The 22,580-nt window shown below is 64.6% G+C and carries 22 protein-coding genes; 7 read left to right on the plus strand and 15 right to left on the minus strand.

Going from position 1 to position 22,580, the window contains the following annotated elements:
* Positions 1-11 precede the first annotated feature (11 nt).
* The 14 genes from U1R88_RS11255 to U1R88_RS11320 form a co-directional block, all read right to left on the minus strand.
* On the minus strand, positions 12-1,112 hold the full coding sequence (locus U1R88_RS11255) for an amino acid ABC transporter permease (RefSeq protein WP_322431294.1): 1,101 nt from the start codon (positions 1,110-1,112) through the stop codon (positions 12-14).
* Entirely contained in the window at positions 1,109-2,299 is a 1,191-nt protein-coding gene (locus U1R88_RS11260; RefSeq protein WP_322431295.1) for an amino acid ABC transporter permease, read from the minus strand. The genes U1R88_RS11255 and U1R88_RS11260 overlap by 4 nt, the downstream gene beginning before the upstream one ends.
* Positions 2,300-2,346: 47 nt before the next feature.
* Positions 2,347-3,390 carry an amino acid ABC transporter substrate-binding protein gene (locus U1R88_RS11265; protein WP_322431296.1) on the minus strand — a complete coding sequence of 348 codons (1,044 nt, stop codon included), beginning with the start codon at positions 3,388-3,390 and terminating at the stop codon, positions 2,347-2,349.
* A 291-nt stretch (positions 3,391-3,681) separates the two neighbouring features.
* Entirely contained in the window at positions 3,682-4,521 is an 840-nt protein-coding gene (gene cysE, locus U1R88_RS11270; protein ID WP_322431297.1) for a serine O-acetyltransferase, read from the minus strand.
* 14 nt (positions 4,522-4,535) lie between these two features.
* On the minus strand, positions 4,536-5,300 hold the full coding sequence (locus tag U1R88_RS11275) for an ABC transporter permease (RefSeq protein ID WP_322431298.1): 765 nt from the start codon (positions 5,298-5,300) through the stop codon (positions 4,536-4,538).
* Positions 5,297-6,259, minus strand: a complete 963-nt coding sequence (locus U1R88_RS11280; protein ID WP_322431299.1) for an ABC transporter ATP-binding protein — start codon at positions 6,257-6,259, stop codon at positions 5,297-5,299. The genes U1R88_RS11275 and U1R88_RS11280 overlap by 4 nt, the downstream gene beginning before the upstream one ends.
* Positions 6,256-7,404, minus strand: a complete 1,149-nt coding sequence (locus tag U1R88_RS11285) for an ABC transporter permease (RefSeq protein ID WP_489671954.1) — start codon at positions 7,402-7,404, stop codon at positions 6,256-6,258. Before U1R88_RS11285 ends, U1R88_RS11280 begins: the two co-directional genes overlap by 4 nt.
* Before the next feature lie 74 nt (positions 7,405-7,478).
* Entirely contained in the window at positions 7,479-8,354 is an 876-nt protein-coding gene (osmF, locus tag U1R88_RS11290) for a glycine betaine ABC transporter substrate-binding protein OsmF (RefSeq protein ID WP_322431379.1), read from the minus strand.
* A 217-nt stretch (positions 8,355-8,571) separates the two neighbouring features.
* A complete protein-coding gene (locus U1R88_RS11295) occupies positions 8,572-8,865 on the minus strand; it encodes a hypothetical protein (protein WP_322431301.1) in 294 nt (97 codons plus the stop codon).
* Positions 8,862-9,629 carry an ABC transporter ATP-binding protein gene (locus tag U1R88_RS11300; RefSeq protein WP_322431302.1) on the minus strand — a complete coding sequence of 256 codons (768 nt, stop codon included), beginning with the start codon at positions 9,627-9,629 and terminating at the stop codon, positions 8,862-8,864. The genes U1R88_RS11295 and U1R88_RS11300 overlap by 4 nt, the downstream gene beginning before the upstream one ends.
* Positions 9,629-10,648, minus strand: coding sequence for an ABC transporter permease (locus U1R88_RS11305; RefSeq protein WP_322431303.1), 1,020 nt, complete (start codon positions 10,646-10,648; stop codon positions 9,629-9,631). Before U1R88_RS11305 ends, U1R88_RS11300 begins: the two co-directional genes overlap by 1 nt.
* Positions 10,649-10,657: 9 nt before the next feature.
* Positions 10,658-11,677, minus strand: coding sequence for an ABC transporter substrate-binding protein (locus tag U1R88_RS11310; RefSeq protein ID WP_322431304.1), 1,020 nt, complete (start codon positions 11,675-11,677; stop codon positions 10,658-10,660).
* Positions 11,678-11,861: 184 nt separating this feature from the next.
* Positions 11,862-13,193: an O-acetylhomoserine aminocarboxypropyltransferase/cysteine synthase family protein gene (locus U1R88_RS11315; RefSeq protein ID WP_322431305.1), complete on the minus strand. Its 1,332-nt coding sequence runs from the start codon at positions 13,191-13,193 to the stop codon at positions 11,862-11,864.
* Positions 13,194-13,236: 43 nt separating this feature from the next.
* The gene (locus U1R88_RS11320) at positions 13,237-14,280 is read right to left on the minus strand and encodes an isopenicillin N synthase family dioxygenase (protein ID WP_322431306.1); all 1,044 of its coding nucleotides are present in this window, start codon (positions 14,278-14,280) and stop codon (positions 13,237-13,239) included.
* A gap of 285 nt (positions 14,281-14,565) precedes the next feature.
* Here U1R88_RS11320 and U1R88_RS11325 point away from each other — a divergent pair, with 285 nt between their 5' ends.
* From U1R88_RS11325 to U1R88_RS11335, 3 genes are read left to right on the plus strand one after another with little or no spacing between them, the layout of a single operon-like run.
* On the plus strand, positions 14,566-15,522 hold the full coding sequence (locus U1R88_RS11325) for a sulfonate ABC transporter substrate-binding protein (protein ID WP_322431307.1): 957 nt from the start codon (positions 14,566-14,568) through the stop codon (positions 15,520-15,522).
* Positions 15,523-15,536: 14 nt separating this feature from the next.
* On the plus strand, positions 15,537-16,337 hold the full coding sequence (locus U1R88_RS11330) for an ABC transporter permease subunit (protein ID WP_322431308.1): 801 nt from the start codon (positions 15,537-15,539) through the stop codon (positions 16,335-16,337).
* Entirely contained in the window at positions 16,334-17,137 is an 804-nt protein-coding gene (locus tag U1R88_RS11335) for an ATP-binding cassette domain-containing protein (RefSeq protein ID WP_322431309.1), read from the plus strand. The genes U1R88_RS11330 and U1R88_RS11335 overlap by 4 nt, the downstream gene beginning before the upstream one ends.
* Positions 17,138-17,218: 81 nt before the next feature.
* Here U1R88_RS11335 and U1R88_RS11340 read toward each other — a convergent pair whose 3' ends face one another.
* Positions 17,219-18,514 (minus strand): NCS2 family permease, encoded by a 1,296-nt coding sequence (locus U1R88_RS11340; RefSeq protein WP_322431310.1) that lies wholly within the window; start codon positions 18,512-18,514, stop codon positions 17,219-17,221.
* A 996-nt stretch (positions 18,515-19,510) separates the two neighbouring features.
* On the opposite strand from U1R88_RS11340, the gene U1R88_RS11345 reads away from it, so the two are divergent.
* The 4 genes from U1R88_RS11345 (at position 19,511) to U1R88_RS11360 (ending at position 22,457) form a co-directional block, all read left to right on the plus strand.
* Positions 19,511-19,738: a hypothetical protein gene (locus U1R88_RS11345; RefSeq protein WP_068287353.1), complete on the plus strand. Its 228-nt coding sequence runs from the start codon at positions 19,511-19,513 to the stop codon at positions 19,736-19,738.
* A complete protein-coding gene (locus U1R88_RS11350; protein ID WP_322431311.1) occupies positions 19,735-20,838 on the plus strand; it encodes a methionine ABC transporter ATP-binding protein in 1,104 nt (367 codons plus the stop codon). The genes U1R88_RS11345 and U1R88_RS11350 overlap by 4 nt, the downstream gene beginning before the upstream one ends.
* On the plus strand, positions 20,828-21,493 hold the full coding sequence (locus U1R88_RS11355; protein ID WP_322431312.1) for a methionine ABC transporter permease: 666 nt from the start codon (positions 20,828-20,830) through the stop codon (positions 21,491-21,493). The genes U1R88_RS11350 and U1R88_RS11355 overlap by 11 nt, the downstream gene beginning before the upstream one ends.
* Before the next feature lie 151 nt (positions 21,494-21,644).
* Positions 21,645-22,457 carry a MetQ/NlpA family ABC transporter substrate-binding protein gene (locus tag U1R88_RS11360; protein ID WP_068287357.1) on the plus strand — a complete coding sequence of 271 codons (813 nt, stop codon included), beginning with the start codon at positions 21,645-21,647 and terminating at the stop codon, positions 22,455-22,457.
* The last annotated feature ends 123 nt before the right edge of the window (positions 22,458-22,580 follow it).

Consider the following 22,580-nt stretch of genomic DNA (forward strand, 5'->3'; position numbering starts at 1 on the left):
CAAGCCGCCTTCTACTTCTCCTTCGCCTGATGGCTGGTGGAGGCCTTCAGGCGGCGTTCGAGCCACAGGCTGTAGCGCGAGGCCGGGAAGCAGATCAGGAAATAGACCAGGGCGGCGAAGGCATAGGCCTCCGGATAGGAGTGCGGCCAGACCTGCTCATTGGTGGCGGCCGTGTTCCTGACGGCGGTCAGGAAGTCGATCATGCCGATGAAGCCGATCAGGGGGGTGCTGAGCAGAACGCCGATGCCCAGATTGACCAGAGGCGGGATGATGGCGCGCAGGGCCTGCGGCAGGATCACCAGGCCCGTGGTCTGCCAGTAGCTCAGGCCCAGGGCCCGGGCCGCCTCGCTCTGCCCAGATGGCAGGGCCTGCATGCCGGCCCGGATCACCTCCGCCAGATAGCAGGCGATGAAAAGGGTCAGCGCGACCTCGACGCTGAAGAACAGGTTCACGTCGAAATAGGGCAGGGCCATCGGCACGATCAGGCTGGAGACATAGAGCACCACCAGCATCGGCATGCCGCGCACGATCTCGATGAAGCTGGTGCTGACCAGGCGCACGCCGCCCATGCTCGAACGACGCCCCAGGGCGAGGGGAATGGCGATCAGGAAGGACGAGGCATAGGCGATCGTCCAGATCAGCATGGTCAGCGGCAGGCCGCCCCAATCATTGGTCGAGACGATGATGCCGGAGAAATAGCCGCGCAGCAGCAGGCAGGTGACCAGGGGCACCGCGATCCAGGCCAGGATGAGGCCGCGCCCCCAGAAGCGCGGGATCGTGCTGAGGCCGGCCAGGCCGAACATCAGGACCAGGCCGAGAATCGGGCGCCAGAGGAGGTCGGACGGATAGGTCCAGAACAGCATCAGCTTGAGATTGACCCCCACGAAGGCCCAGCAGGCGCCGCCATTGGCCTGGCAATCCTGCGAAGTGCCCGACCAGGTCGCCCGGATGAAAGCCCAGTCGAACAGATGCGAACCGGCCCAGGCGATCAGGGCCAGGACGACGAGCGTGATCGCCGTGTTGAGAGGGGAGGAAAACAGGCCGGCCTTGAGTGTTTGCCAACGCCGGCTCGATCGGATCCGCGCTGCATCGGGAAGGGACATCGAGCTCATTTGGCGATGATCCCGCGCTTGGCCAGGCTGCGATTGTAGCGATTGATCAGGTATGAGGTCGGCATGCTCACGGCCAGGAAGACGGCGACGAGCACGATGATGGTCTCGACGGCGTTGCCCGTATTGTTGGCGCTGGTCTTGATGATGGCGGTCACCTCGGTAAAGCCGATCAGGATGCCGAGCGTGGTGTCCTTGGTGAGGTCGAGATAGCTCGAGGTCATCAGCGGGGTGATCACGCGCATCGCCTGCGGCATCACGATCAGGCGCATGATGCGCCCGCGCGGCAGGCCGATCGCCCGGCCGGCTTCCCACTGGCCGACATTGACGGATTCGATGCCGCTGCGCACGCTTTCGGAAATGCTGGCGGAATAATAGATCGTCAGCCCGACGAGCATGGCGGCGAATTCCGGCGTCAGGGTGATGCCGCCGCGAATGTTGAAGCCCTGCAGCACTGGCAGGTCCGGCGTGAAGGTGACGTCGGCGATGAAGATCCAGGCGATGGCGACGGCCGGAAAGAGGGCTGATACACCGAGGAGGCCGAGAGCCGACAGGGGATGCTGCAGCCGACGGAGGAAGGCCCTGACGCCGAAGGCGAGCAGCACCAGAACGACGGCCAGCAGCCACAGGCTCTCGCCATTGTCGATCTCGACCCAGGGCAGGAAGATGCCACGCACCGACAGGAAGGTCGAACTGAAGGGCTGTAGGGCCTGCCTGGTGGGGGGCAGGGCCTGGGTCAGGGCGATCCAGAAGAAAAGCTGCAGGGGCAGGGGCGTGTTGCGGATCAGTTCGACATAGGCCTGCACGAGGCGGGAGAGCAGCAGATTGCCGGACAGGCGGGCAATGCCGAGGCTCGTACCGAGAATGGTGGCGAACAGGCAGCCGAGCACCGCGAGCTTGAGCGTGTTGAGCAGGCCGACTGCGATGGCGCGCGCATAGCTGTCGCCGGCCTGATAGACGAGCAGGCTTTCGGTGATGTCGAAATTGGCCGGCTGCCACAGATAGTCGAGGCCGGGCGCCATGCCCAGGCGATGCATGCTGGCCAGGATGTTGTGGCAGATGAGGCCGAGAAACAGCGCCAGGGCGGCGATCAGGAAGAGCTGGCCGAAGGGATGGGCTCCCCACCATTGGCGGATCTTGCCGGTAAACCCGGGCGGGGCGGGGGAGGCTATGCTGATCGTATCGGCCATCAAGCGATCCGAAGTTTGGGGCGGGTTCGAAGACCCGCCCCCTCATTTCAACGGAAGGGCGGCGAATAGATCAGGCCGCCCTTGGTCCACAGATTGTTGAGGCCGCGATCGAAGCCGATCTTCGTGCTCTTGCCGAGATTGCGCTCGAAGATCTCGCCGTAATTGCCGACCTTCTTGATGATGTTGTAGGCGAATTTCGGATCGAGCCCGATGGCCTGGCCGAGAGAGGGGTCGACGCCGAGGAAACGCTTGATCGCCGGATCCTCGCTGGTGAGAAAGCTGTCGACGTTCTGGCTGGTGATGCCGAATTCCTCGGCTTGGATGGTGGCGTAGACCGTCCAGTTCACGATCTCCAGCCAGCGGTCGTCGCCGCCGAGCACCGCCGGCGCCAAGGGCTCCTTGGACAGGCGCTCTGGCAGCAAGACATATTCGTCCGGATTGGGCAGGGCGGCGCGGCGCAGGCCGAGATCGGTGCCGTCCTGCGTCAGCGCATCGACGCGGCCGGAGGTGAGGGCCTGGGTGAAGGTGGCGGTGTCCTCGATCACCACGGATTTGTAGGTCTTGCCGGTCTTCTTGAAGAAATCGGCGATGTTCTGTTCACCGGTGGTGCCGCTCTGCACGCCGATGGTGGCGCCGTCGAGCTCGGCAGCCTTGGTCACGCCCAGCGACTTCTTCACCAGGATGCCCTGGCCGTCATAGAACACCACCGGGCCGAAATGAAAATTGAGCTTGAAGGCGCGCGTGATGGTCTGGGTCACGGCCGAGAGCAGGATGTCGAACTGGCCGGCCTGCAGGGCGGGGAGCCGCTGCTGGGGCGAGGAATTGGTGAACTCCACCTTGTCGGGGTCGTTGAACACGGTGATGGCGAGGGCGCGGCCGAAATCGACGAAGAAGCCCTGCCAGCGGCCATTGGCGTCCGGCGCGAAGAACCCGGCCTGGCTGCCGACGCCGACCTTGATGACGCCGCGCTCCTTGATCTTGTCGAGCGTGGGGCCGGCCTGAGCCGGTGCCGCCGCGATGAAGCCGGCCGCGAGCGCCGCGATGGCAATGCCTGCGCTGCGCGTGAAGCCGCGTTTGACTGAGTTCAGCATGAAAGTCCCTTTCATTCCCCGCATGGTCGATATCCACGACAGGGCGCCCCGTTTTTCTCTTATCTCACCGGCCCGGCGGCATGCGCCGACGCCTGTGGTTTCGGAAGGATGTCACTGCCTCCAGGCATGATCGGGCGATTATACCGCGATAGCAAGGTCGGCGGCGGCGCCCCCGATCTCTGTCAGCTGTTTCATCCATTCAGCAGAGCGTGATCGTAAAATGAATTATTACACACTGTCCACTGGTTTATAAATCAATTCACAAGCCGAAATTGGGTGTTACGTCTCGCTTCAAAGGCCGACATCGAAGAAGATCTGGTCCATGGTCCGCCCCGGTTCGGCCCCCGGCGTATCGCCGATAATGCGGGCCGGCACACCCGCGACGGTCTTGTGCGGCGGCACCGGAGCCGTCACCACCGAGCCGGCACCGATGCGGGCGCCTTCGCCGATCTCGATATTGCCGATCAGCTTGGCGCCCGAGCCGATGAGGACGCCCTTGCGGATCCTGGGGTGGCGCTGGCCGGACTGTATGCCGCTGCCGCCCAGCGTCACCGATTGCAAGATCGAGACGTCGTCCTCGATCACCGCCGTCTCGCCGATGACGATGCCGGTGGCATGATCGAAGAAGATGCCCCGCCCGATCGAAACGGCGGGATGGATATCGACCTGCAGCACCTCGGAGACCCGGCTTTGCAGATAGAGCGCGAAGTTGCGCTGGCCATGATGCCAGAGCCAGTGGGCAAGGCGATGCAATTGCAGGGCATGGAAGCCTTTGAAGTAGAGCAGCGGCTCCAGATAGCGCTTACAGGCCGGGTCGCGCTCGAGCACGGCCTGGATGTCGGCGCGTATGGCCAGGCAGATGCCGGGGTCGGCCGCGATTGCCGTGCGGAAGGCATGGCGCAGCACCGAAGCCGGCATGTCCGGATGTTCGATACGCTGGACCAGGCGCTGGATCAGGGCATCCTCGAAGGAGGCATGATCGAGCACGCTGGCATAGAACTGGGTGGCGAGCTGCGGCTCGGCGGCGATGGCATCCTGTGCCTCGTCCACCAGCCTGTCCCAGATCAGGTCGGATACGGCGCCCGACCTTCCGGTCCGGCGCGGAAGCTTGCGGCTGTTCGAGGCGTTCATGGCGGCCCCTCCGATCAGCGTATGCCGGCCGTGCCGGTGCGCTTGGCAAGAGTGCGCTCGAGGCTGCCGAGCGCATCGTAGATGAGCACGGCCAGGAGCGCGACGATGACGCCGCCCTGCAGGATATAGGCGGTGTTGGTGGTGGTGATGCCGGCCATGATCACCTCGCCGAGGCTCTTGGCGCCGACGGTGGAGCCGATGGTGGCCGTGCCGAGATTGACCACGAAGGAGAGTCTTATGCCGGTGAGGATCACCGGGAGGGCGAGCGGCAGCTCGACCTTGATCAGGCGTTGCCAGCCGGTCATGCCCATGCCGCGGGCTGCATCGAGCGCCGTAGGGGGAACACTCTTTAAGCCGGCCATGGTGTTCTCGAAGATCGGCAGCAGTCCGTAGAGGGTGAGGGCGAGCAGCGTCGGCTCCGCTCCGAAGCCAAGGGAAGGCACGGCGATGGCGAGCACGGCGATCGGCGGGAAGGTCTGCCCGATATTCACGATCGTTCGCGACAGCGGCAGGAATTCGGCGCCGGCTGGCCGTGTCACGAAGATGCCGGCGAGCAGAGCGAGCGCCCCGCCGATGAGGGTGGAGACGGCGACCAGGCCGAGATGGCTGAGGGAGAGGAACAACAGGCTGCCCTGGCGATAGACCGCCGGCGCCCCATTGTCGTTCAGCGGCGCCAGGACCGGCACGAACAAATCCGTGTCGAACAGCAGGAGCAGCAGCAGGAGGAGGGCGAGCGCCCTGGCACCCAGTCCGATCAACTTCAGGCCGAGCCATGTCATGCCGGGGTACTCTCGACGCGATGCGCATCGGCCCCGGCCAGGTCGAGGATGGCAGGCAGGGTGATACGCCCACGGGGGGTGCCGTCCGCCGCCGTGACGGGCAGGGCTTGCGCGCGGGCCCACAGCAATTCTGAGAGGGCATCGCGCAATGTCGCATTTTCCTGCACGGGCTTGCCCTCGGCGGTGCCCGGCTGCACGGAATCGGCGACTTTGAGCAAAGAGAGCAGGCGCAGCGAACGGTCGGGCCCGCCGATCAGGCGCTCGACGAAACCGGGCGCCGGATGGGTGAGGATCTCGGTCGGCGTGGCGTATTGCAGAAGCTTGCCGCCATCCATCACGGCGATGCGGTTGCCCAGCAGCATGGCCTCTTCCATGTCATGCGTAACCAGAACCACGGTAATGCCGAGTCGGCGCTGCAAGGCGAGCAGGTCCTCCTGCGCCTTGGCGCGGATGATCGGATCGAGCGCCCCGAAGGGTTCGTCCATCAGCAGGACCGCGGGCTCCGCCGCCAGGGCACGGGCGACGCCGACACGCTGCTGCTGGCCGCCGGACAATTGGTGCGGCAGCTTCTCGGCGTAGAGGGCCGGGTCGAGATCGAACAGGCGGAGCAGTTCGTCGACTCGCCTGGCTGTACGAGCCTGGTCCCAGCCGAGCAGGCTCGGCACGGTGCCGATATTGCGGGCCACCGTCCAATGCGGGAACAGGCCGTGGCCCTGAATGGCGTAGCCGATGCCGCGCCGCAGTTCCTCGCCCGACAGGGTGGAAGTGTCCCGGCCGTTGATCAGCACGGTGCCCGAGGTCGGCTCGATCAGCCGGTTGATGATGCGCAGCAAAGTGGACTTGCCGCTGCCTGAGGTGCCGACCAGCACGGTGATCGTACCGCGCTCGATGGTCAGCGAAACATTGTCAACGGCCAGCTGGGAGCCGAAACGGCGGCTGACTTGCCTGACTTCGATCATGCGTGCCGTCCTTTGAGTGTATCGACGATGGCATCGAGGATGATGGCCGCCGAAAAGGCGAGGGCGATGGTGGGGATGGCGCCGAGCAGGACGAGATCGATGGCGGTGGCGCCCATGCCGTTCTGCACATAGACGCCGAAGCCGCCGCCTCCGATCCAGGCCGCGATGGTGGCGAGGCCGATATTCTGCACCAGAACGATGCGCACGCCTGTCAGGATGACGGGGAAGGCCAGCGGCAGCTCGACCTGGAACAGACGCTGCCACTGTGTCATGCCCATGCCGCGGGCGGCATCGACCACGTTGGGAGAGACCGAATCCAGGCCGATCGCCGTGTTGGAAACCACCGGCAGCAGGGCATAGAGGAACAGGGCGATCAAAGCCGGCGAGGAGCCCGTGCCATGCACGCCGAGAGCTTCGACGATGGGATAGGTTTTGGCCAGGTAGGTCAGGGGCGCGATCATCAGCCCGAACAGCGCCAGGGACGGGATCGTCTGGATCATGTTGAGTGCGGGCAACACCGCGCCGCGCAATCCCTGATGGCGCTGGCAGAGAATACCGAGCGGCAGGCCGATGACGAGGGCGCCGAAAAGCGAGGCTAAAGCCAACGTGACATGCACCACGGCATTGGCGGCGAAACCGGAGCCGTTGGTAGTATATTCCTTCATGATCGACAGCCCGCTCCAATGGCCGGAGAGCAGGAAGGCGAGGAAGACCGCGAGGGCGAGAGCCAGGGCGGCGATCCGCAGGAGCGGGCGCAGGGATAGCTTAACCAGGGCGTCGGTGAGCAGGATGGCGAAGGAGAAGGCGAGCAACCAGAAGCCGGCGGCTGGCCCTACACGTGGTCGGGCATTGCCGGGTGGAATCAGGACTTGGGGCACCAGGCCGATCAGGATGGCCAGGAGCACCAGCGCACCGACGGCCAAGACGAGCCTGACGCGCGGCGAACTCCGGCGCAGGAGCGCGACCAGACAGAGAACGAGCAGCACCAGACTTCCCCAGGCCAGACCCGTGGGAAGCGCCTGGATGAAGCCAATGCCATGAGCCTGGCCAATGCGGCTCGGCCGGAAATTGGCGAAAGGCAGCGCCAGCGCCGCGGCGCCGATCACCGCCATCACGACGCCGAGCTTGTCGAAGCCCGAGGCCAGGGCACGCGCGCCCGTGGCGGCGGGGGGCGCCGGGAAAGCGCTGTTGTCGGCCCGGACCTCCCCGGCGCCTGAACTCACTTCACCAGACCCTTCTTCTTCAGATAATCGGCGGCCACGTCCTTGGCTGCCTCGCCATCGACCTGAATGCGGCCGTTGAGCTCCTGCAGCGTGGTGAGATCGAGGCTGGCGAAGACCGGCTTCAGCCATTCGGCGATTTCGGGATGGGCCTTGAGCACGGCTTCGCGGATCACCGGCGTCGGGGCGTAGACCGGCTGCACCGACTTGTCGTCGTCGAGCACCACGAGATTGCCGGCGGCGATGCCGCCATCCGTGCCATAGACCATGGCGGTGTTGACGCCGTCGGTCTGCTCTGCCGCCGCCTTGATGGTGGACGCGGTATCGCCGCCCGAAAGCACCACGAGCTGATCGGAGGAGAGCTTGAAGCCATAGGTCGTCTGGAAGGCGGGCAGGGCACCGGCGCTGTTGACGAATTCTGCCGAGGCGATCAGCTTCACCTTGCCGCCGCCGGTGACGAACTTGCCGAAGTCGTCGAGCGATTTCAGCTTGTTGGCATCGGCGACGTCCTTGCGGATGGCGATCGCCCAGGTGTTGTTGGCCGGGGCCGGATCGAGCCACACCAGCTTGTTGGCGTCGTAGTCGAGCTTCTTGGCCTCGGCATAACCCTTGGCGGCATCCTTCCACAGGCCGTCATCGGCCTTGTTGAAGAAGAAACCGGCATTGCCCGTATATTCGGGATAGAGGTCGATATCGCCGGCAACCAGCGCCTTGCGCACGATCGGCGTGGTGCCGAGCCCGACCCGGTTGTTGACCGACAGGCCATGGGACTCCAGAACCTGCACGATCAGGTTTCCAAGCAGATTGCCTTCGGTATCGATCTTGGAGGCGACGGTAACGTCGGCGGCCTGGGCCATGCCAACCGTCGCCATCATGGCGACGGCGGCCGCTGCGGCTGTCAGCCGCTGCGCCCTCTTGCCGATGAGGGAGCGGAGGGGAAGCGAGAATGGCATCTTGTGATCCTCTTGATGTCCTTTGAACGACGCCGGATGCGGAAGGGCTGTGCCGGCGGTCGATGATTCAGATTCTGAAGTTGAACGAGGTCCCGTATCTGGTTGATCCGACTCGGGAACTCAGGTCGGCAGTCTTTGTTCAGGCATCTCGCGCCGTCCCCGTCGCGAGGCTGGCGCAGAGCGCGGCGACACCGATCCACAGGCTCGCCGACCAATAGGCGACGATGGCCGGAGGATGGGTGCTGCGGCACAACGATCTCGCAAGCTGGCAAATATCGCTGTTGCTGACAAGGCAGAGCCCGGCATCGGGAAGCGAGAGGTAATTGTAGCCGATCACATCCTGGTAGGTAATCCACCACCAGGCGAGGGACAGCGCGACGATACCAGCCCCGAAGATCTGCAGAAGACGGGTGAAGGCGGGCAGGGCACTCATGAAAGCTGCAATCCGAGTGCCTGCAGGATCTCCCGGCGCAGATGAACCAGTTGAGTGTCGTCGCGATGGCGCGGATAGGGCTTGTCGACGGCAAACTTCGCCTTGATCCGCGCTGGCCTGTCGGAGAAGACGATCACGCGGGAGGCGAGCAGCAAGGCTTCCTCGACATCATGGGTGACCAGCAGGGCGGTGAAGCCCGTGCGCTGCCAGAGCGACACCAATTCGTCCTGCAGGGCGAGGCGCGTCAGGGAATCGAGCTTGCCCAGCGGCTCGTCGAGCAGCAGCAGGGCGGGGTCGTGCACCAGGGCCCTTGCGAGCGAGGCTCGTTGGGCCATGCCGCCCGAAAGCTGGTGGGGATAGGCATCGGCGAAGCGCTCGAGCCCGACCAGAGACAAGGCATGGCCTATGCGATGGCGCTGACGGGCGAGCACGCCGCGCGCCTCCAGCCCGGCCGCGACATTCTTGCGGACGGTGAGCCAGGGAAACAGGGTCGGGTCCTGGAAGACCAGGATGCGGGAGGGATCGGGTGCCCCGACCGCCTTGCCGTCGGCCAGGATCGTGCCGGTGGCGGGAGGCTCCAATCCTGCGATCAGGCGAAGAAGGGTGGACTTGCCACACCCCGAGGGACCGAGCAGGGCGACGAATTCGCCGGGCGCGACCTTGAGATCGATGCCATCCAGCACGGGCAGTTCCGCGCCCGAGAGATCGAAATGATGGCTGACGCCGTGGACGTCGATGCCGATGCTGTGGCCGGAGACAGCCATCAGATGAAGCCCTTCTGCCAGGTGAGGAGGCGATCGCGCAGCACGAAGAGCAGCTTCACGATACCGGCGCAGATGACGGACATGATCAGCAGCGTTGCGTAGACGTTGGCATAGCCCGAATAGGCGGTCTGGAACTGGATGTACCAGCCGAGCCCGTATTTGGCGCCGAGCATCTCGGCGACCACCAGGACTGCGAATGAGTAATAGAGGCCCATGAACAGGCCAACGAAGACATGTGGCAGGGAGGCGGGAATGGCGATGTTGCGGATCAGGTACCAGCTCTTGGCGCCAAAGATGCGGCTGACGTCGTAGTAGGCCCGGTTGACCGAGGCGACGCCGGAGGCCGTCAGGATGGCGACGGGAATGCCGGACGCCAGCGCCACGATGAACACGCTGGCATCGAAGGTATTGGGGAAGAAATAGAAGGTGCAGGGGATCCAGGCCGTGGCCGGGACCGGGCCGATCAGCTTGAGGACGGGCATGCCCCAATAGCTGAACCGCTTCGACCAGCCGAGCGCCACCCCGAGCGCATAGCCGACGGCAATGCCCGAAAGGAAGCCTGCCGCCCACAGGCGCAGCGAATAGGCGATGCAGATCAGGAGGCGCTGGCTCTCGGTGACATAGACGTGGAGCAGGCCGTGCGGCGGCGAGAAGAACGGCTTGGGCAGCCATCCGGTCTTGGCCGTCGAGAGTTCCCACAGCGCCAGCCAGAGGCCGATGGCGGCGAACCAGGGGCCGTAATACAGCAGCGTGCGTCCCAGCCCGCCAAGACGGTGCACGGCAAAGGCTAGGGCCAGGAAGACCAGCGCCGCCGTGCCGGTAAGGGCGGCGAACAGACCAGCGCTGCCCCAGGGGACCACGTCGGGCAAGCCGATCGTGATGCCCGCAGTGGCCGCCAGAGCGGCCGAGGCAAGCAGCCCATGCTTCCACACGCCGTTCCAGAGGGCCTGCAGGGAAACCTGTGAAGGCGGCCTCGCCTTGAGGACTCCGGAGTTGGGCGCGCGCAGGGTATCGCTCATGACAAGGCCTCAGGCGAGCAGGTTGATGGTGATCCGCTCGGCGAACTCCTTGGGATCGGTGGTGGGATCGAGCACTTTGACCAGCTTGAGATCTTCAGCCGCCAGGCGGATCTGGTCGATCAGCGGCTGGCCGATCGGATGGTTGTGGTAGACCAGCGTTCCCAGGATTTCGGTAAGCTGAGCGGTCGTCAGGCCGGCGGGCTTGAGCGTTTCGAAATACCATTGCGCCACCTCGTCGGGATGGTTGGCGGTATATTCATGGATCTCGATATTCGCCTCGGCGAGGCGACGCAGCGCATCCTTGTTCGCTTCCAGGAAGGGGCCGTTGGCGCCGAGGACGCAGCAGGTGTGGTTCTCGTAATAACCGGTCTGGGTGTCGGCGATCTTGGTGAAGCCGAATTGCTTCTCGATGGCCCAGGCCCAGGGATCGAGATGGGCGGCAAGATCGACATCGCCTCGGTTCAGCGTCTCGCCGACGAGATCGAAGGGCACGGCCTTCCAGGTCACGTCGGTTTCCGGATCGAGCCCGGCCTTGGCGAAGCTGACCTGGAAAGCGACCTGGGGCGGAGCGCCGATGCCATAGGTGGCGATGGTCTTGCCCTTGGCGTCCGCCAGCGTCTTGATGCCGGAATCCTTGCGTGTGAGCAGGCGCTGGCAGCCGCCATGGGAGCCGACGAAGAGCTTGACGTCGAAACCTTGTTCCAGGGGCTTCAGCCAGTCTCCGATCAGGCCGGCGCCGGCATCGGCCTTGCCGGTGGCGAGAGCCTGGATCAGCGTCTGGCCGCTGGCGCCCTGGTAGAACAACTCGACGTCGAGATTGTGCTTGGCGTAGATGCCCTTGGCCACGCCGAAGCCGAGCGGCGAGTGGCAGGCAGCCACCTCCGTCCAGGCCAGGCGGATCTTGGGCGCTGGCGCCGCGATGGCGGGCGAGAAGATCCGGCCGCCGACGGCGCCGAGGGAGGCGAGGGCACCGGCCGTTCCGGCCAGTTTGAGCGCCCTGCGGCGCGAGAAAGTGGGAAGTTTGGACATGGGTTTCATCCGTGGCCGGCTGGGCGGTGAAAAGACTGTGTCATCCCCGGCGAGCGAAGCGAGGGAAGGGGATCCAGGGGCCATCAGTCGAGCCCTTCAGTTCCTGGATCCCCTTCCCCTCGCACTCACAAGCAAGCTTGTGAGGCTCGGCCGGGGATGACAGGCGCTATTCTCGAGCGATGTTTTAGGCCGCCTTACGTTCCGCGGCGTCGTGCTCGTCTTCGGCAGTGGCCAGGGCCTGCGTCAGGTCGGCGATGATGTCGTCCGGGTGTTCGATGCCGATGGACAGGCGCACATAGCCGGGCGTCACCCCGGTCGCGAGCTGGTCTTCCGGCGTCAGCTGCTGATGGGTGGTCGAGGCCGGGTGGATGGCGAGCGAGCGGGCATCGCCGATATTGGCGACGTGGTAGAGCAATTTGAGTGCGTCGATGAAGCGCTTGCCGGCCTCGACACCGCCCTTGAGCTCGAAGCCGACCAGGGCGCCATAGCCACCCTTGAGATAGGCCTCGGCGCGACGGCGGTTCGCGTCCGACTGCAGGCCGGGGAAGATGACATGGCTGACGCCTGGGTGCTTGGCGAGGAAGTCCGCCACCTTGATGGCGTTCTCATTGTGCTGGCGCAGGCGCAGCGGCAGGGTTTCCAGCCCCTGCAGCAGCTGGAAGGCGTTGAAGGGCGACAGGGCCGCGCCGACGTCGCGCAGGAGCTTCACCCGCACGCGCAGAATATAGGCGATCGGCCCGAGCGGCTTGGCGGCCTCGGTCCAGATGGCGCCGTGATAGGCCTCGTCCGGCTGGGTCAGCAGCGGGAAGCGTTCGGCATGGTCTTCCCAGGGGAAATTGCCGCCATCGACGATCAGCCCGCCGATGGAAGTGCCATGGCCGCCGATATATTTGGTCGCCGAATAGACCACGACGGCCGCGCCATGTTCGAGCGGGCGGGCGATCAGCGGCGCGGCGGTATTGTCGACGATGAGGGGAATGCCGATCGAGCGGCCGATGTCGGCGATCTCGCGGATTGCCAGCACCTGCAGCTTGGGATTGGGCAGCGTCTCGGCATAGAAGGCGCGGGTCTTGTCGTCGCTCGCCCGGCGGAAATTCTCCGGATCGGAGGGATCGACGAAGCGGACCTCGACGCCGAACTGCCTGAGGGTCGAAGCAAACAGGGTCCAGGTGCCGCCATAGAGGTCGGTGGACGAGACGATATTGTCGCCGGCCTGGGCGAGGTTGAGGATCGAATAGGCCGAGGCCGTCTGCCCCGACGAGACAGCCAGGGCGGCCGCGCCGCCCTCGAGGGCGGCAATGCGCTGTTCCAGCGCGTCGGTCGTCGGGTTCTGTACGCGCGTATAGATGTTGCCGAGCTCCTCGAGCGCGAAGAGGCGCGCGGCGTGGCCGGTATCCTGGAACTGGTAGGAGGTGGTCTGGTAGATCGGCACCGCCACCGCACCGGTGGCCGGATCGGCGCGATAGCTGCCGCCATGCAGAGCGAGGGTTTCGAAATGCCGGGAGTCGGTGGTCATGCGAATGGCTCCGGAGGAGGGGCTTTGAAGATCGAACCGAAGATCAGTAGGCGGAAGCGACCTGCACCGGCTTGCTGGTGTCGATCAGGTCGGGATGGTGGCGGCGGGCGACGTCGGGGTGGGAGCGCAGGCGGCTCTTGAGATAATTGCGTCCGGCCTCGCGGAAGAGCGGATTGAGCGGGTCCTGCGTCAAGCCGCGTGCTTCAGCTGCGAGTTCCGGTGCAAGTGTCAGCAACGGTACTTCGGCTTCGAGATTGGCGCCGAGGAAGAAGGGCACCGACAGGCGGTCGGTTCCGGCGGGCGGCGAGACGACGCGATGGATGTTGGCGCGCAGATAGCCGTTCGAAGCCAGTTCAAGGATCTCGCCGATATTGACGACGAAAGTGCCGGGAATGGGCGGTGCCTCGATCCAGCCCTGCTCGCCCTCGACCTGCAGGCCACCCTGCACATCCTGCAGCAGCAGCGTGAGGAAACCCGAATCCTTGTGGGCACCGACGCCTTGGTCGCCCTCGCTGGCCTCGCGGCCGGGATAGCGCACGATCTTGAGGAGCTGGTTGGGCTCGGGCGTATAGATCGGTTCGAAGGAATCGGCCTTCTGGCCCAGGGCCAGCGCGAAGGCACTGAGAACCCGGATGCCGAGCTGGGTGATCTCCTGGAGATAGCGCAGCGTGATGAGTTGCAATTCGGGCAGCGCTTCCGGCCATTGATTGGGCCCCTGCAGGCGATGCCAGGCCGGCGCGGTCGGATCGAGGGGGCGGGCTCGCTTCTCGGCGCCGATGTCGACCTGCTCGCGCCAGTCGGGTTTGCCGCGCGTATGCTCGAAGCCGGCCCGGTTGTAGCCGCGAAAATGCGGCGAGTTGATCATTTCGATCGCCAGCTTGTCCTGCTCAGGCAGGTCGAAGAAGCGACGTGACAGGCGCAGCACATCGTCGATCAGCTGCTGGGGAATGCCATGCCCGGCCAGGTAGAAGAAACCGGGACCACGGGCTGCCTCGCGCAGGCTTTGAAGAAAGGCCGCGCGCTCTGCCGTTCCGGCCTCGAACCAGCGGAAGTCGAGGATGGGCAGGCTTTCGGCTGAAGTCGTCATGGCATTGAACCGTCTGGTTGAATCTCTGCGTGAAATCGACCATGGCGATATTTATAAGTCAACTGATTTTATAGACTATATAGAATTATGAGGGTGAGGCGAAGGAATAACACCGCCTCGACAAGGAGTTAGGTGCTGGATCGGAATCACTTCGCGAAAAGGCATGGCGGGGAGGAGCGGCTCGGATCGTGGCCGAAACCATGCAGCCGAGATAGGCAAATTAATTATTGACTAAATCTATCAACTATTGGGATTATGGGTGTCGATACCCTCAAGGATGACCTGATGACTGCGCTCTGGACCCGCCGCTCCCTGCTTGCTGCCGCGCCCGCCCTTGCTGTGACCGCTGCCCTCGGGCCCGCACACGCGGCGGCGAAGACGATCCGTGTCGGCTATCAGAAATACGGCACCTTCCTGTTGCTGAAGGCGCGCGGCAATCTGGAACGCAAGCTCGAGCCTCTCGGCTTTGGCGTGACCTGGACGGAGTTTCCCGGCGGCCCGCAATTGCTGGAAGCCCTGAATGTCGGCGCCCTGGATTTCGGCATTACCGGCGAGGCCCCGCCGATCTTCGCCCAGGCGGCCGGTGCGCCGCTGGTCTATGTGGCCAACGAGCCGGCGGCTCCGCTCAGCGAGGCCATTCTGGTGCGCAAGGACAGCCCGCTGCAATCGGTGGCGGAACTGAAGGGCAAGAAGGTCGGGCTCAACAAGGGATCGAACGTTCACTACCTCCTGGTCAAGGCGCTGGAGAAGGCGGGGCTGGCCTATGGCGACATCCAGACGGTGTTCCTGACGCCGTCCGACGCCCGCGCCGCCTTCGAGCATGGCGACATCGATGCCTGGGTGATCTGGGACCCCTTCCAGGCGGCGGCCGAGATCGCCGTCGAGGCGCGCCAGCTCGCCAATGGCGAGGGCCTGGTCGCCAACCGGCAGTTCTATCTGGGCGAGCGTTCCTTCACCGAGGCCAATCCGGCGGCGATCGACGCCGTCCTCGCCGCCATCAACGAGATCGACCAATGGGCCAAGGATCATGTCGACGAGGCGGCAAAGGAGCTCGCTCCCGCTGTCGGCATTCCTGCGCCGGTGCTCAAGCTGGCGCTCGGCCGGCAGTCGTGGAACGTGCAGCCGATCACTGCCGAGACGGTGGCCGCTCAGCAGCAGATCGCCGACACCTTCCACAAGCTCGGCCTCATCCCCAAGGCGATCAAGATTTCTGACGCCTTGCGGCCCGGCGTGACGCTCTGACCGGGGAGCGGACGATGGCATCGCGACGCGTGAATGGGCTTGCCCAGCGCCTGACCCCTTGGTTGCTGCCCGTGTTGCTGCTGGCGGGCTGGGAGATCGCTGCCGATCTCGGCTGGTTGCAGGCCAGGGTCCTCTCGGCGCCGAGCGCGGTGGCGCTCGCCTTCTGGCAGACCCTCCAGGATGGCAGCCTCCTGCACAATGTCGGCGTCAGCGCCGGACGCGCATTGCAGGGCCTTGCCATTGGCGGCCTCATCGGTTTCGCGCTCGGCGTCGCCAATGGCGTTTGGCGCCCGGCCGAGCTCTTGCTCGACTCCACCCTGCAGATGCTGCGCAACGTGCCGCACCTTGCCATCATTCCGCTGGTGATCCTGTGGTTCGGCATCGGCGAGAGCGCCAAGATCTTCCTGGTCGTCCTCGGCGTGCTGTTTCCCGTCTACATCAATACCTATCACGGCATCCGCACCATCGATCCGCATCTCACCGAGATGGCTCGTGTCTACGGCCTGGGGCCGGTGGCGAGGTTCTGGCGGGTGATCCTGCCGGGCGCCCTGCCGTCGGTCTTCGTGGGATTGCGTTACGGCCTCGGCATCATGTGGCTGACGCTGATCGTGGCCGAGACCATCTCGGCTTCGTCAGGCATCGGCTACATGACCATGAATGCCCGCGAGTTCCTGCAGACCGATGTCATCCTGCTCGGCGTGATCATCTATGCGGTGCTCGGCAAGCTTTCCGACACGCTGGTGAAGCTGCTCGAACAGGCCGCCCTGCAATGGCATCCCACCTATGCGCGACCTCGCCGGGAGGCTCTGGCATGACCAACGCTCTGCTCCATGTCGAAGATGGCTATTTCGTCCCCGAACTGACCCGCAACAGCCTGGCACCTTCGGATCTTCCCGTATCGTCGTCGCGGCCCAAGGGACTGTCGATCGAGCTGAAGGGCGCGTCCAAGGCCTTCGATCACCGGGTCGTGCTCGACAGGCTCAATCTCACCGTCGAACCCGGCGAATTCGTTGCCGTCGTCGGGCGCTCGGGCGGCGGCAAATCCACGCTTCTGCGCCTGATTGCCGGCCTCGACCGTCCCAGCGCCGGCGAGGTCGCGGTGGGCGGAGACGCCGCGCAAGGGGCCCATCCCGCCGCCCGCCTGATGTTCCAGGATGCGCGGCTGCTGCCCTGGCAGCGGGTGATCGGCAATGTCGGCATCGCCCGCGGCCCGAACTGGCGCGGCCTGGCCCCGGCCGCGCTCGACGAGGTGGGACTGGGTGACCGGGCCAATGAATGGCCGAGCGTGCTGTCCGGCGGACAGAGGCAGCGTGTCGCCCTGGCGCGCGCCTTGGTCAGCCGACCCGACATTCTGCTGCTCGACGAGCCCTTCGGCGCCCTCGATGCCATGACGCGGGTCGAGATGCATCAATTGCTGTCACGTATCTGGCGCGAGCATGGCTTTACCGCCATCCTGATCACCCATGATGTGTCGGAGGCGGTGGCGCTGGCCGACCGGGTGATCGTCCTGCGCGAAGGCGCGGTCGCGCTCGATCTGGCCGTCGACCTGCCGCGGCCGCGCCGCGACGAGGAGCGCAATTCGCAATTGGCGAACCGTATTCTCTCCTACGTCTGATCGTGCCGTTGATGCGAACAAGGCCCGGGCAGCGATGCTGCCCGGGCCTTTTCATTTGTGTCGGATTCTACGGCCGGAGGCTCAGCCGCCGGAGAAGAAGGCGAAGCGGATCACGAACAGGACGGCGACCAGCCAGGTGGCCAGGTGCACCTGCTGCGGGCGGCCGGTGAGGGTCTTCAGGGCGCAATAGCTGATGAAGCCGAAGGCGAGGCCGTTGGCGATCGAATAGGTGAAGGGCATCATCAGCGCGGTCAGCGCGGCCGGAGCGGCCTCGGTGATGTCGTCCCACTCCACCTCGAGCAGTTCACGCATCATCAAGCAGGCCACATAGAGCAGGGCCGGCGCGGTTGCGTAGACCGGCACGGAGCCGGCGAGCGGCGAGAAGAACAGAGCGGCCAGGAACAGGATGGCGATGACGATGGCGGTGAGGCCGGTACGCCCGCCGGCCTGCACGCCGGACACGCTTTCGACATAGGCGGTTGTCGAGGAGGTGCCGAGCAGCGAGCCGGCGAGAATGGCCGAGCTGTCAGCGAGCAAAGCGCGGCCGAGGCGGTTGGGCTTGTCGGGCTGGATCAGGCCGGCGCGCTTGGCAACGCCGATCAGCGTACCGGTGGCATCGAATACCTCGACCAGCACGAACACCAGGATGACATGCACCAGGCCCGCATGCATGGCGCCGACGAGGTCGAGCTGCAGGAAGGTCGGCAGGATGGAGGGCGGCATGGAAATGACGCCGCCGAACTTGCTGACGCCGAGCGCGATCGAAAGCGCGGTGATGACGAGAATGCCGATCAGGATGGCGCCGCGCACCTTGAGCACGTCGAGGGCAGCGATGATGAAGAAGCCGAGGATCGCCAGCAGCGTGCCGGTCTCCTTGAGCGAGCCCAGGGTCACCAGCGTGGCGGGGCTGGCGACCACGATGCCCGAGCTCTTGAGCGCGATGATGCCGAGGAACAGGCCGATGCCGGCTGCGATGGCCGAGCGCATCGAGTGCGGAATGCCGGCAATCAGCCAGCTGCGCACGCCGGTCACGGTCAGGAGCAGGAAGATACAGCCGGAGATGAACACCGCGCCCAGCGCCTGCTGCCAACTGAAGCCCATGGTGGCGACGACGGTGAAGGCAAAGAAGGCATTCAGGCCCATGCCCGGCGCCATGCCGATCGGCCAGCGGGCGACCAGGCCCATGATCAGCGAGCCGAGGGCGGCTGCCAGGCAGGTCGCGACGAAGACCGCGTTGCGGTCCATGCCGGTGGTCGACAGGATCTCCGGATTGACGAAGATGATATAGGCCATGGTGAGGAAGGTGGTGATGCCGGCGATCACCTCCGTCCGCACCGAGGTGCCCTGTTCCTTCAGTTTGAAAAACGCGTCCAGCACGTCTCGCTTCCTCTCTTGCGGCACCCGCACGACCAAAGTCGCGCGCCTGACCTTTCCCGGTGAAGCGATTGCGGTCGCTACCCCGGGCTTGGCCTCTGCCGAGCGTTATGACTCCCCTTGCAGAACCTCCGGTTTCATCGCTCGGATGAAGCCAGCACGTACTGCATTTTCTCAATATTCAAGCAGATGATTTCGGGCAGGAAGCGCGTCCCAACCTGAAGGTATCTGCTCCGGCGGCTGTATTTTGTCATCCCGGGAGGAATGGCGGCTGCCGATCGTCTGACGCGGCAGGGTGCCAGCCTCAAACCATTTCAATCTCTGCTGCTTTGGCTCGTGGCACAAGGGGCCCGACGGCAGGCTGGGCTGGAAGGTCTTTCGCAAATATCTGTAAGAGGAAGAAGCCGCCGGATGGCGGAATGCTGGCCGTGCTGGACAGAAATTCCGGCACAAATACCGTCATCGACCTGCCGGTTGAAGGGCAAGGGCAGGCCGATATGGGGGTCTTTCGCCGTGTCTCGTCGACGAAAAACACGTAATTATGCCCTGTATACGGCGAACGTGCAGTTTCGACTAGTGACCCGAAGCATTGCCGGCCTGCTTTGTCCTTATTGTCCGATCATTACGGCAGGTTGAGTTCCGCCTGACAGCGGTTTATGTAAAGGCGCAACGCTGTTCGGGATGCTCGGTTGTGGACATCGAAAAAATCGCCGAACAACAGTTGACTAATTTTGTGGACTATTTATTTTTGTGTCATCGGCTTCCCAGGGAGTCGGTCGCGGGGATTTGAGCGAGCAGCTTGCGCCGCGTCATCAAACGCTAAAGCGCCACGGCTGATGTCGTGGGCTCCAGATAGGAAGTGACCCATGATCGTTATCAGCGGAATGGATATCGGAAAGCCAGACGGAAAGATGTGTTGCGGCTGCTGTTGTTGCTGAAGCCGGTCTGAACACATGCATTCCCTGTTTTTTGGAGCGCCACCACGTGGCGGCTTTATCCATGTCCCATCCCTCCAATTCCGAATCCTATGTTATTGAGATCTCCGGTGCCGCTGTCGGCATCGTGGTGCGCGAACCTCAGGCGCGCCGCTTCGCCTTTCATGCCGCCAGCCGGCGCTTCAGCCGGTTCGACGGCATGACCTTCGTGGGGCCGCGTGATGCCGAACGCTATCTCTCAGGCCAGGTCGCCAGGCGCCTGCACTCCCTACTGGAGGAGTTGGTCGCGTGAACGCACCCGTGAGAGTGGAAAGCCTGACCTTGCCTAACCAGGCCGAGGCGGGCGAGCCGATCGTACGCTTCGAGCGCGTGTCGCGCTCCTTTGCTGCGCGCAAGGGCAGTGCGGCCGTGTTCGCGCTCGACGATCTCAGCCTGGAGATTCCGCGCGGCGAGATCTTCGGCGTGATCGGGCGCAGCGGTGCCGGCAAGTCGACGCTGCTGCGGCTGATCAACGGGCTGGAGCGCCCGACCAATGGCCGCGTCGTCGTCGACGGCATCGAGGTCGATGCCCTCAGCGAAAGCGAGTTGCGGCCGGTGCGCCGTTCCATCGGCATGGTGTTCCAGCATTTCAACCTCTTATCCTCGCGCACGGTCTTCGAGAATGTGGCACTTCCCCTGGAAGTGGCTGGCATCGGCGCCGCCGAGATCCGGGACCGCGTCGAGCCGCTGCTCGACCTCGTCGGGCTTGCCGACAAGCGTAACCGCTATCCGGCGGAGCTGTCCGGCGGGCAGAAACAGCGCGTCGGTATCGCCCGCGCCTTGGCGACCCGGCCCAAGATCCTGCTCGGCGACGAGGTGACCTCGGCGCTCGACCCGGAGACGACGGCCTCCATCCTGGCCCTGCTGGCCGATATCAACCAGCGCCTCGGCGTCACCATCGTGCTGATCACCCACGAGATGTCGGTGATCAAGGAAATCTGCCACCGGGTTGCGGTGCTGGAGGCCGGTAAGCTGATCGAGACGGGGCGGGCCTTCGAGGTGCTGACCCAGCCGCGCCACGCCACCACGGCCAGCTTCGTGCGCGGCGTTACCGGCGTCGAACTGCCGGCCGATCTCGCCCGGCGCCTCTCCGAGCAGCCGAGCTCCGGCAGCCAGGCGGTGCTGCGCATCACCTTTACCGGCTCGCATGCCACGGCGCCGGTGGTCAGCCGTCTCACCACCATTCTCGGCATCGACATTAACATCCTGGCCGGCCGCATCGACACGATCGGCGGCGAGCCTTTCGGGGCACTGCTGGTCTCCGTGCCCGGCGACGAGGCGACCCGGCTTGCCGTGGTCTCGGCGGTTGAACGGCTCAATCTGCAAGGGGAGGTGATCGGTTATGTCGCCTGAGATCCTCAAGGTCATTTGGGCCGCCACCGGCGATTCCCTGATCATGGTCGGCGTCTCCATCCTGTTCGGGACGATTTTAGGGCTGCCCCTCGGCATTTTCCTCGCCACCAGCCGGCGCGGCGAATTGCTGGCCGCTCCCAAGGTCAATGCCGTGCTCGGTGCGATCGTCAATGCCGTGCGCTCCGTGCCCTTCATTATCCTCATCGTCGCGATCATTCCGCTCACGCGGCTGCTGGTCGGCAGCTCGATCGGCCTGAAAGGCGTGATCGTGCCCTTGACGATTGCGGTGGCGCCCTTCATCGCCCGTATCGTCGAGAGCGCCATCCGCGAGGTCGACGCCGGGCTGATCGAAGCGGCGCGCTCCTTCGGCGCCACGCCGTTCCAGATCATCCGCAAGGTGCTGTTTCCCGAGGCGCTGCCGGGGCTCGTGCTCGGTCTCACCCTCACCACGGTCAGCCTGATCGGTTATTCGGCCATGGCCGGCGTGGTCGGCGGCGGCGGGTTGGGCGACGTCGCCATCCGCTATGGCTATCAGCGCTTCATGCCCGAAGTGATGGGCGCTGTGGTCGTGATTCTCATCCTGCTCGTGCAGGGCGTGCAGTCGGCGGGCGATCTTGCCGCGCGGAAGCTCAACAAGCGCGTGCGACAGGACTGACACTATGACGTCTCGATGATGCCGAGGCATCCGGGACCTGAATACCTCGCAATTTATTAAGTGAACGCAATAAGTTGCGAGACGGAACCGGGAGTCATTGGCAATGCCTCCCGGCAGGATTCAATGTCTATCTAAAACAGGAAAGACTCTCATGTCCGCCTATACACTGACGCGCCGCCGCCTTGCCGGCGCTGCCCTTGCCCTGGTCTTCGCCCTGGCTCCCGCCGGCGCGGCCTTTGCCGCCGAGAAGCTCAAGCTCGGCGTGATGGGGGGCGACGAGGAGCGCATCTGGGAAGTGGCCAAGAAGGTCGCCGCCAAGGATGGCCTCGATATCGAGCTGGTTTCTTTCTCCGACTATGCCATCCCGAACGAGGCGCTGGAAAAGGGTGACCTCGACGCCAACGCCTTCCAGCACAAGCCCTATCTCGACAGCCAGATCGCCGCCCGCGGCTACAAGATCGTGCCGATCGGCTACACGCTGGTGCAGCCGATCGCCCTCTATTCGAAGAAGCTGAAGGCCTTTGCCGATCTGAAGGAAGGCGCCGTCATCGGCATTCCCAACGATCCGTCCAATGGCGGCCGGGCCCTCAAGCTCCTGGAAGCCAATGGCCTGATCAAGCTGAAGACCGCCGAAGGCCAGGTGCCGAGCGTGCTCGACGTCACCGACAATCCCAAGAAGGTCGAGTTCAAGGAAATCGAGGCCTCGCAGCTCGCCAACCTGCTGCCCGATCTCGATGCCGCGGTGATCAACACCAATTATGCGCTCGGCGCCGGCCTGACCCCGGCCAAGGATGCGCTGATCCAGGAAAGCCGCACCAACAATCCCTATGGCAATTTCATCGCCGTGCGCGAGGCCGACAAGGACAAGCCGATCTTCAAGAAGCTGGTCGCTTCCTACCAGAACCAGGAAGTGGCGGATTTCATCAACGCCAATTTCAAGGGCGCGATCCAGCCGGCCTGGTAAGGCCGCGTCGGTCGAATGCACGTCGCTGTCTCGTACAGCGGCGTGCCTGACCAAGAACGAGGAAGGCGCCGGCCGCGGGGGGTGGCCGGGCGGGCCCCGCGGGGGCCCAGGGGGGGGGGGGGG

The sequence above is a fragment of the Labrys sedimenti genome, from assembly GCF_034424805.1.
GTDB lineage: Bacteria > Pseudomonadota > Alphaproteobacteria > Rhizobiales > Labraceae > Labrys > Labrys sedimenti.

Excerpts from the sequence above, each read along its gene's own strand:
- osmF (WP_322431379.1), bottom strand. The coding sequence starts at position 8,354 with ATGATGGCGACGGTTGGCATGGCCCAGGCCGCCGACGTTACCGTCGCC.
- U1R88_RS11315 (WP_322431305.1), bottom strand. The coding sequence starts at position 13,193 with ATGACCACCGACTCCCGGCATTTCGAAACCCTCGCTCTGCATGGCGGC.
- U1R88_RS11330 (WP_322431308.1), top strand. The coding sequence starts at position 15,537 with ATGGCATCGCGACGCGTGAATGGGCTTGCCCAGCGCCTGACCCCTTGG.
- U1R88_RS11335 (WP_322431309.1), top strand. The coding sequence starts at position 16,334 with ATGACCAACGCTCTGCTCCATGTCGAAGATGGCTATTTCGTCCCCGAA.
- U1R88_RS11265 (WP_322431296.1), bottom strand. The coding sequence starts at position 3,390 with ATGCTGAACTCAGTCAAACGCGGCTTCACGCGCAGCGCAGGCATTGCC.
- U1R88_RS11300 (WP_322431302.1), bottom strand. The coding sequence starts at position 9,629 with ATGGCTGTCTCCGGCCACAGCATCGGCATCGACGTCCACGGCGTCAGC.
- U1R88_RS11255 (WP_322431294.1), bottom strand. The coding sequence starts at position 1,112 with ATGAGCTCGATGTCCCTTCCCGATGCAGCGCGGATCCGATCGAGCCGG.
- U1R88_RS11320 (WP_322431306.1), bottom strand. The coding sequence starts at position 14,280 with ATGACGACTTCAGCCGAAAGCCTGCCCATCCTCGACTTCCGCTGGTTC.
- U1R88_RS11280 (WP_322431299.1), bottom strand. The coding sequence starts at position 6,259 with ATGATCGAAGTCAGGCAAGTCAGCCGCCGTTTCGGCTCCCAGCTGGCC.
- cysE (WP_322431297.1), bottom strand. The coding sequence starts at position 4,521 with ATGAACGCCTCGAACAGCCGCAAGCTTCCGCGCCGGACCGGAAGGTCG.
- U1R88_RS11295 (WP_322431301.1), bottom strand. The coding sequence starts at position 8,865 with ATGAGTGCCCTGCCCGCCTTCACCCGTCTTCTGCAGATCTTCGGGGCT.
- U1R88_RS11345 (WP_068287353.1), top strand. The coding sequence starts at position 19,511 with ATGTCCCATCCCTCCAATTCCGAATCCTATGTTATTGAGATCTCCGGT.
- U1R88_RS11360 (WP_068287357.1), top strand. The coding sequence starts at position 21,645 with ATGTCCGCCTATACACTGACGCGCCGCCGCCTTGCCGGCGCTGCCCTT.
- U1R88_RS11275 (WP_322431298.1), bottom strand. The coding sequence starts at position 5,300 with ATGACATGGCTCGGCCTGAAGTTGATCGGACTGGGTGCCAGGGCGCTC.
- U1R88_RS11305 (WP_322431303.1), bottom strand. The coding sequence starts at position 10,648 with ATGAGCGATACCCTGCGCGCGCCCAACTCCGGAGTCCTCAAGGCGAGG.
- U1R88_RS11260 (WP_322431295.1), bottom strand. The coding sequence starts at position 2,299 with ATGGCCGATACGATCAGCATAGCCTCCCCCGCCCCGCCCGGGTTTACC.
- U1R88_RS11325 (WP_322431307.1), top strand. The coding sequence starts at position 14,566 with ATGACTGCGCTCTGGACCCGCCGCTCCCTGCTTGCTGCCGCGCCCGCC.
- U1R88_RS11355 (WP_322431312.1), top strand. The coding sequence starts at position 20,828 with ATGTCGCCTGAGATCCTCAAGGTCATTTGGGCCGCCACCGGCGATTCC.
- U1R88_RS11310 (WP_322431304.1), bottom strand. The coding sequence starts at position 11,677 with ATGTCCAAACTTCCCACTTTCTCGCGCCGCAGGGCGCTCAAACTGGCC.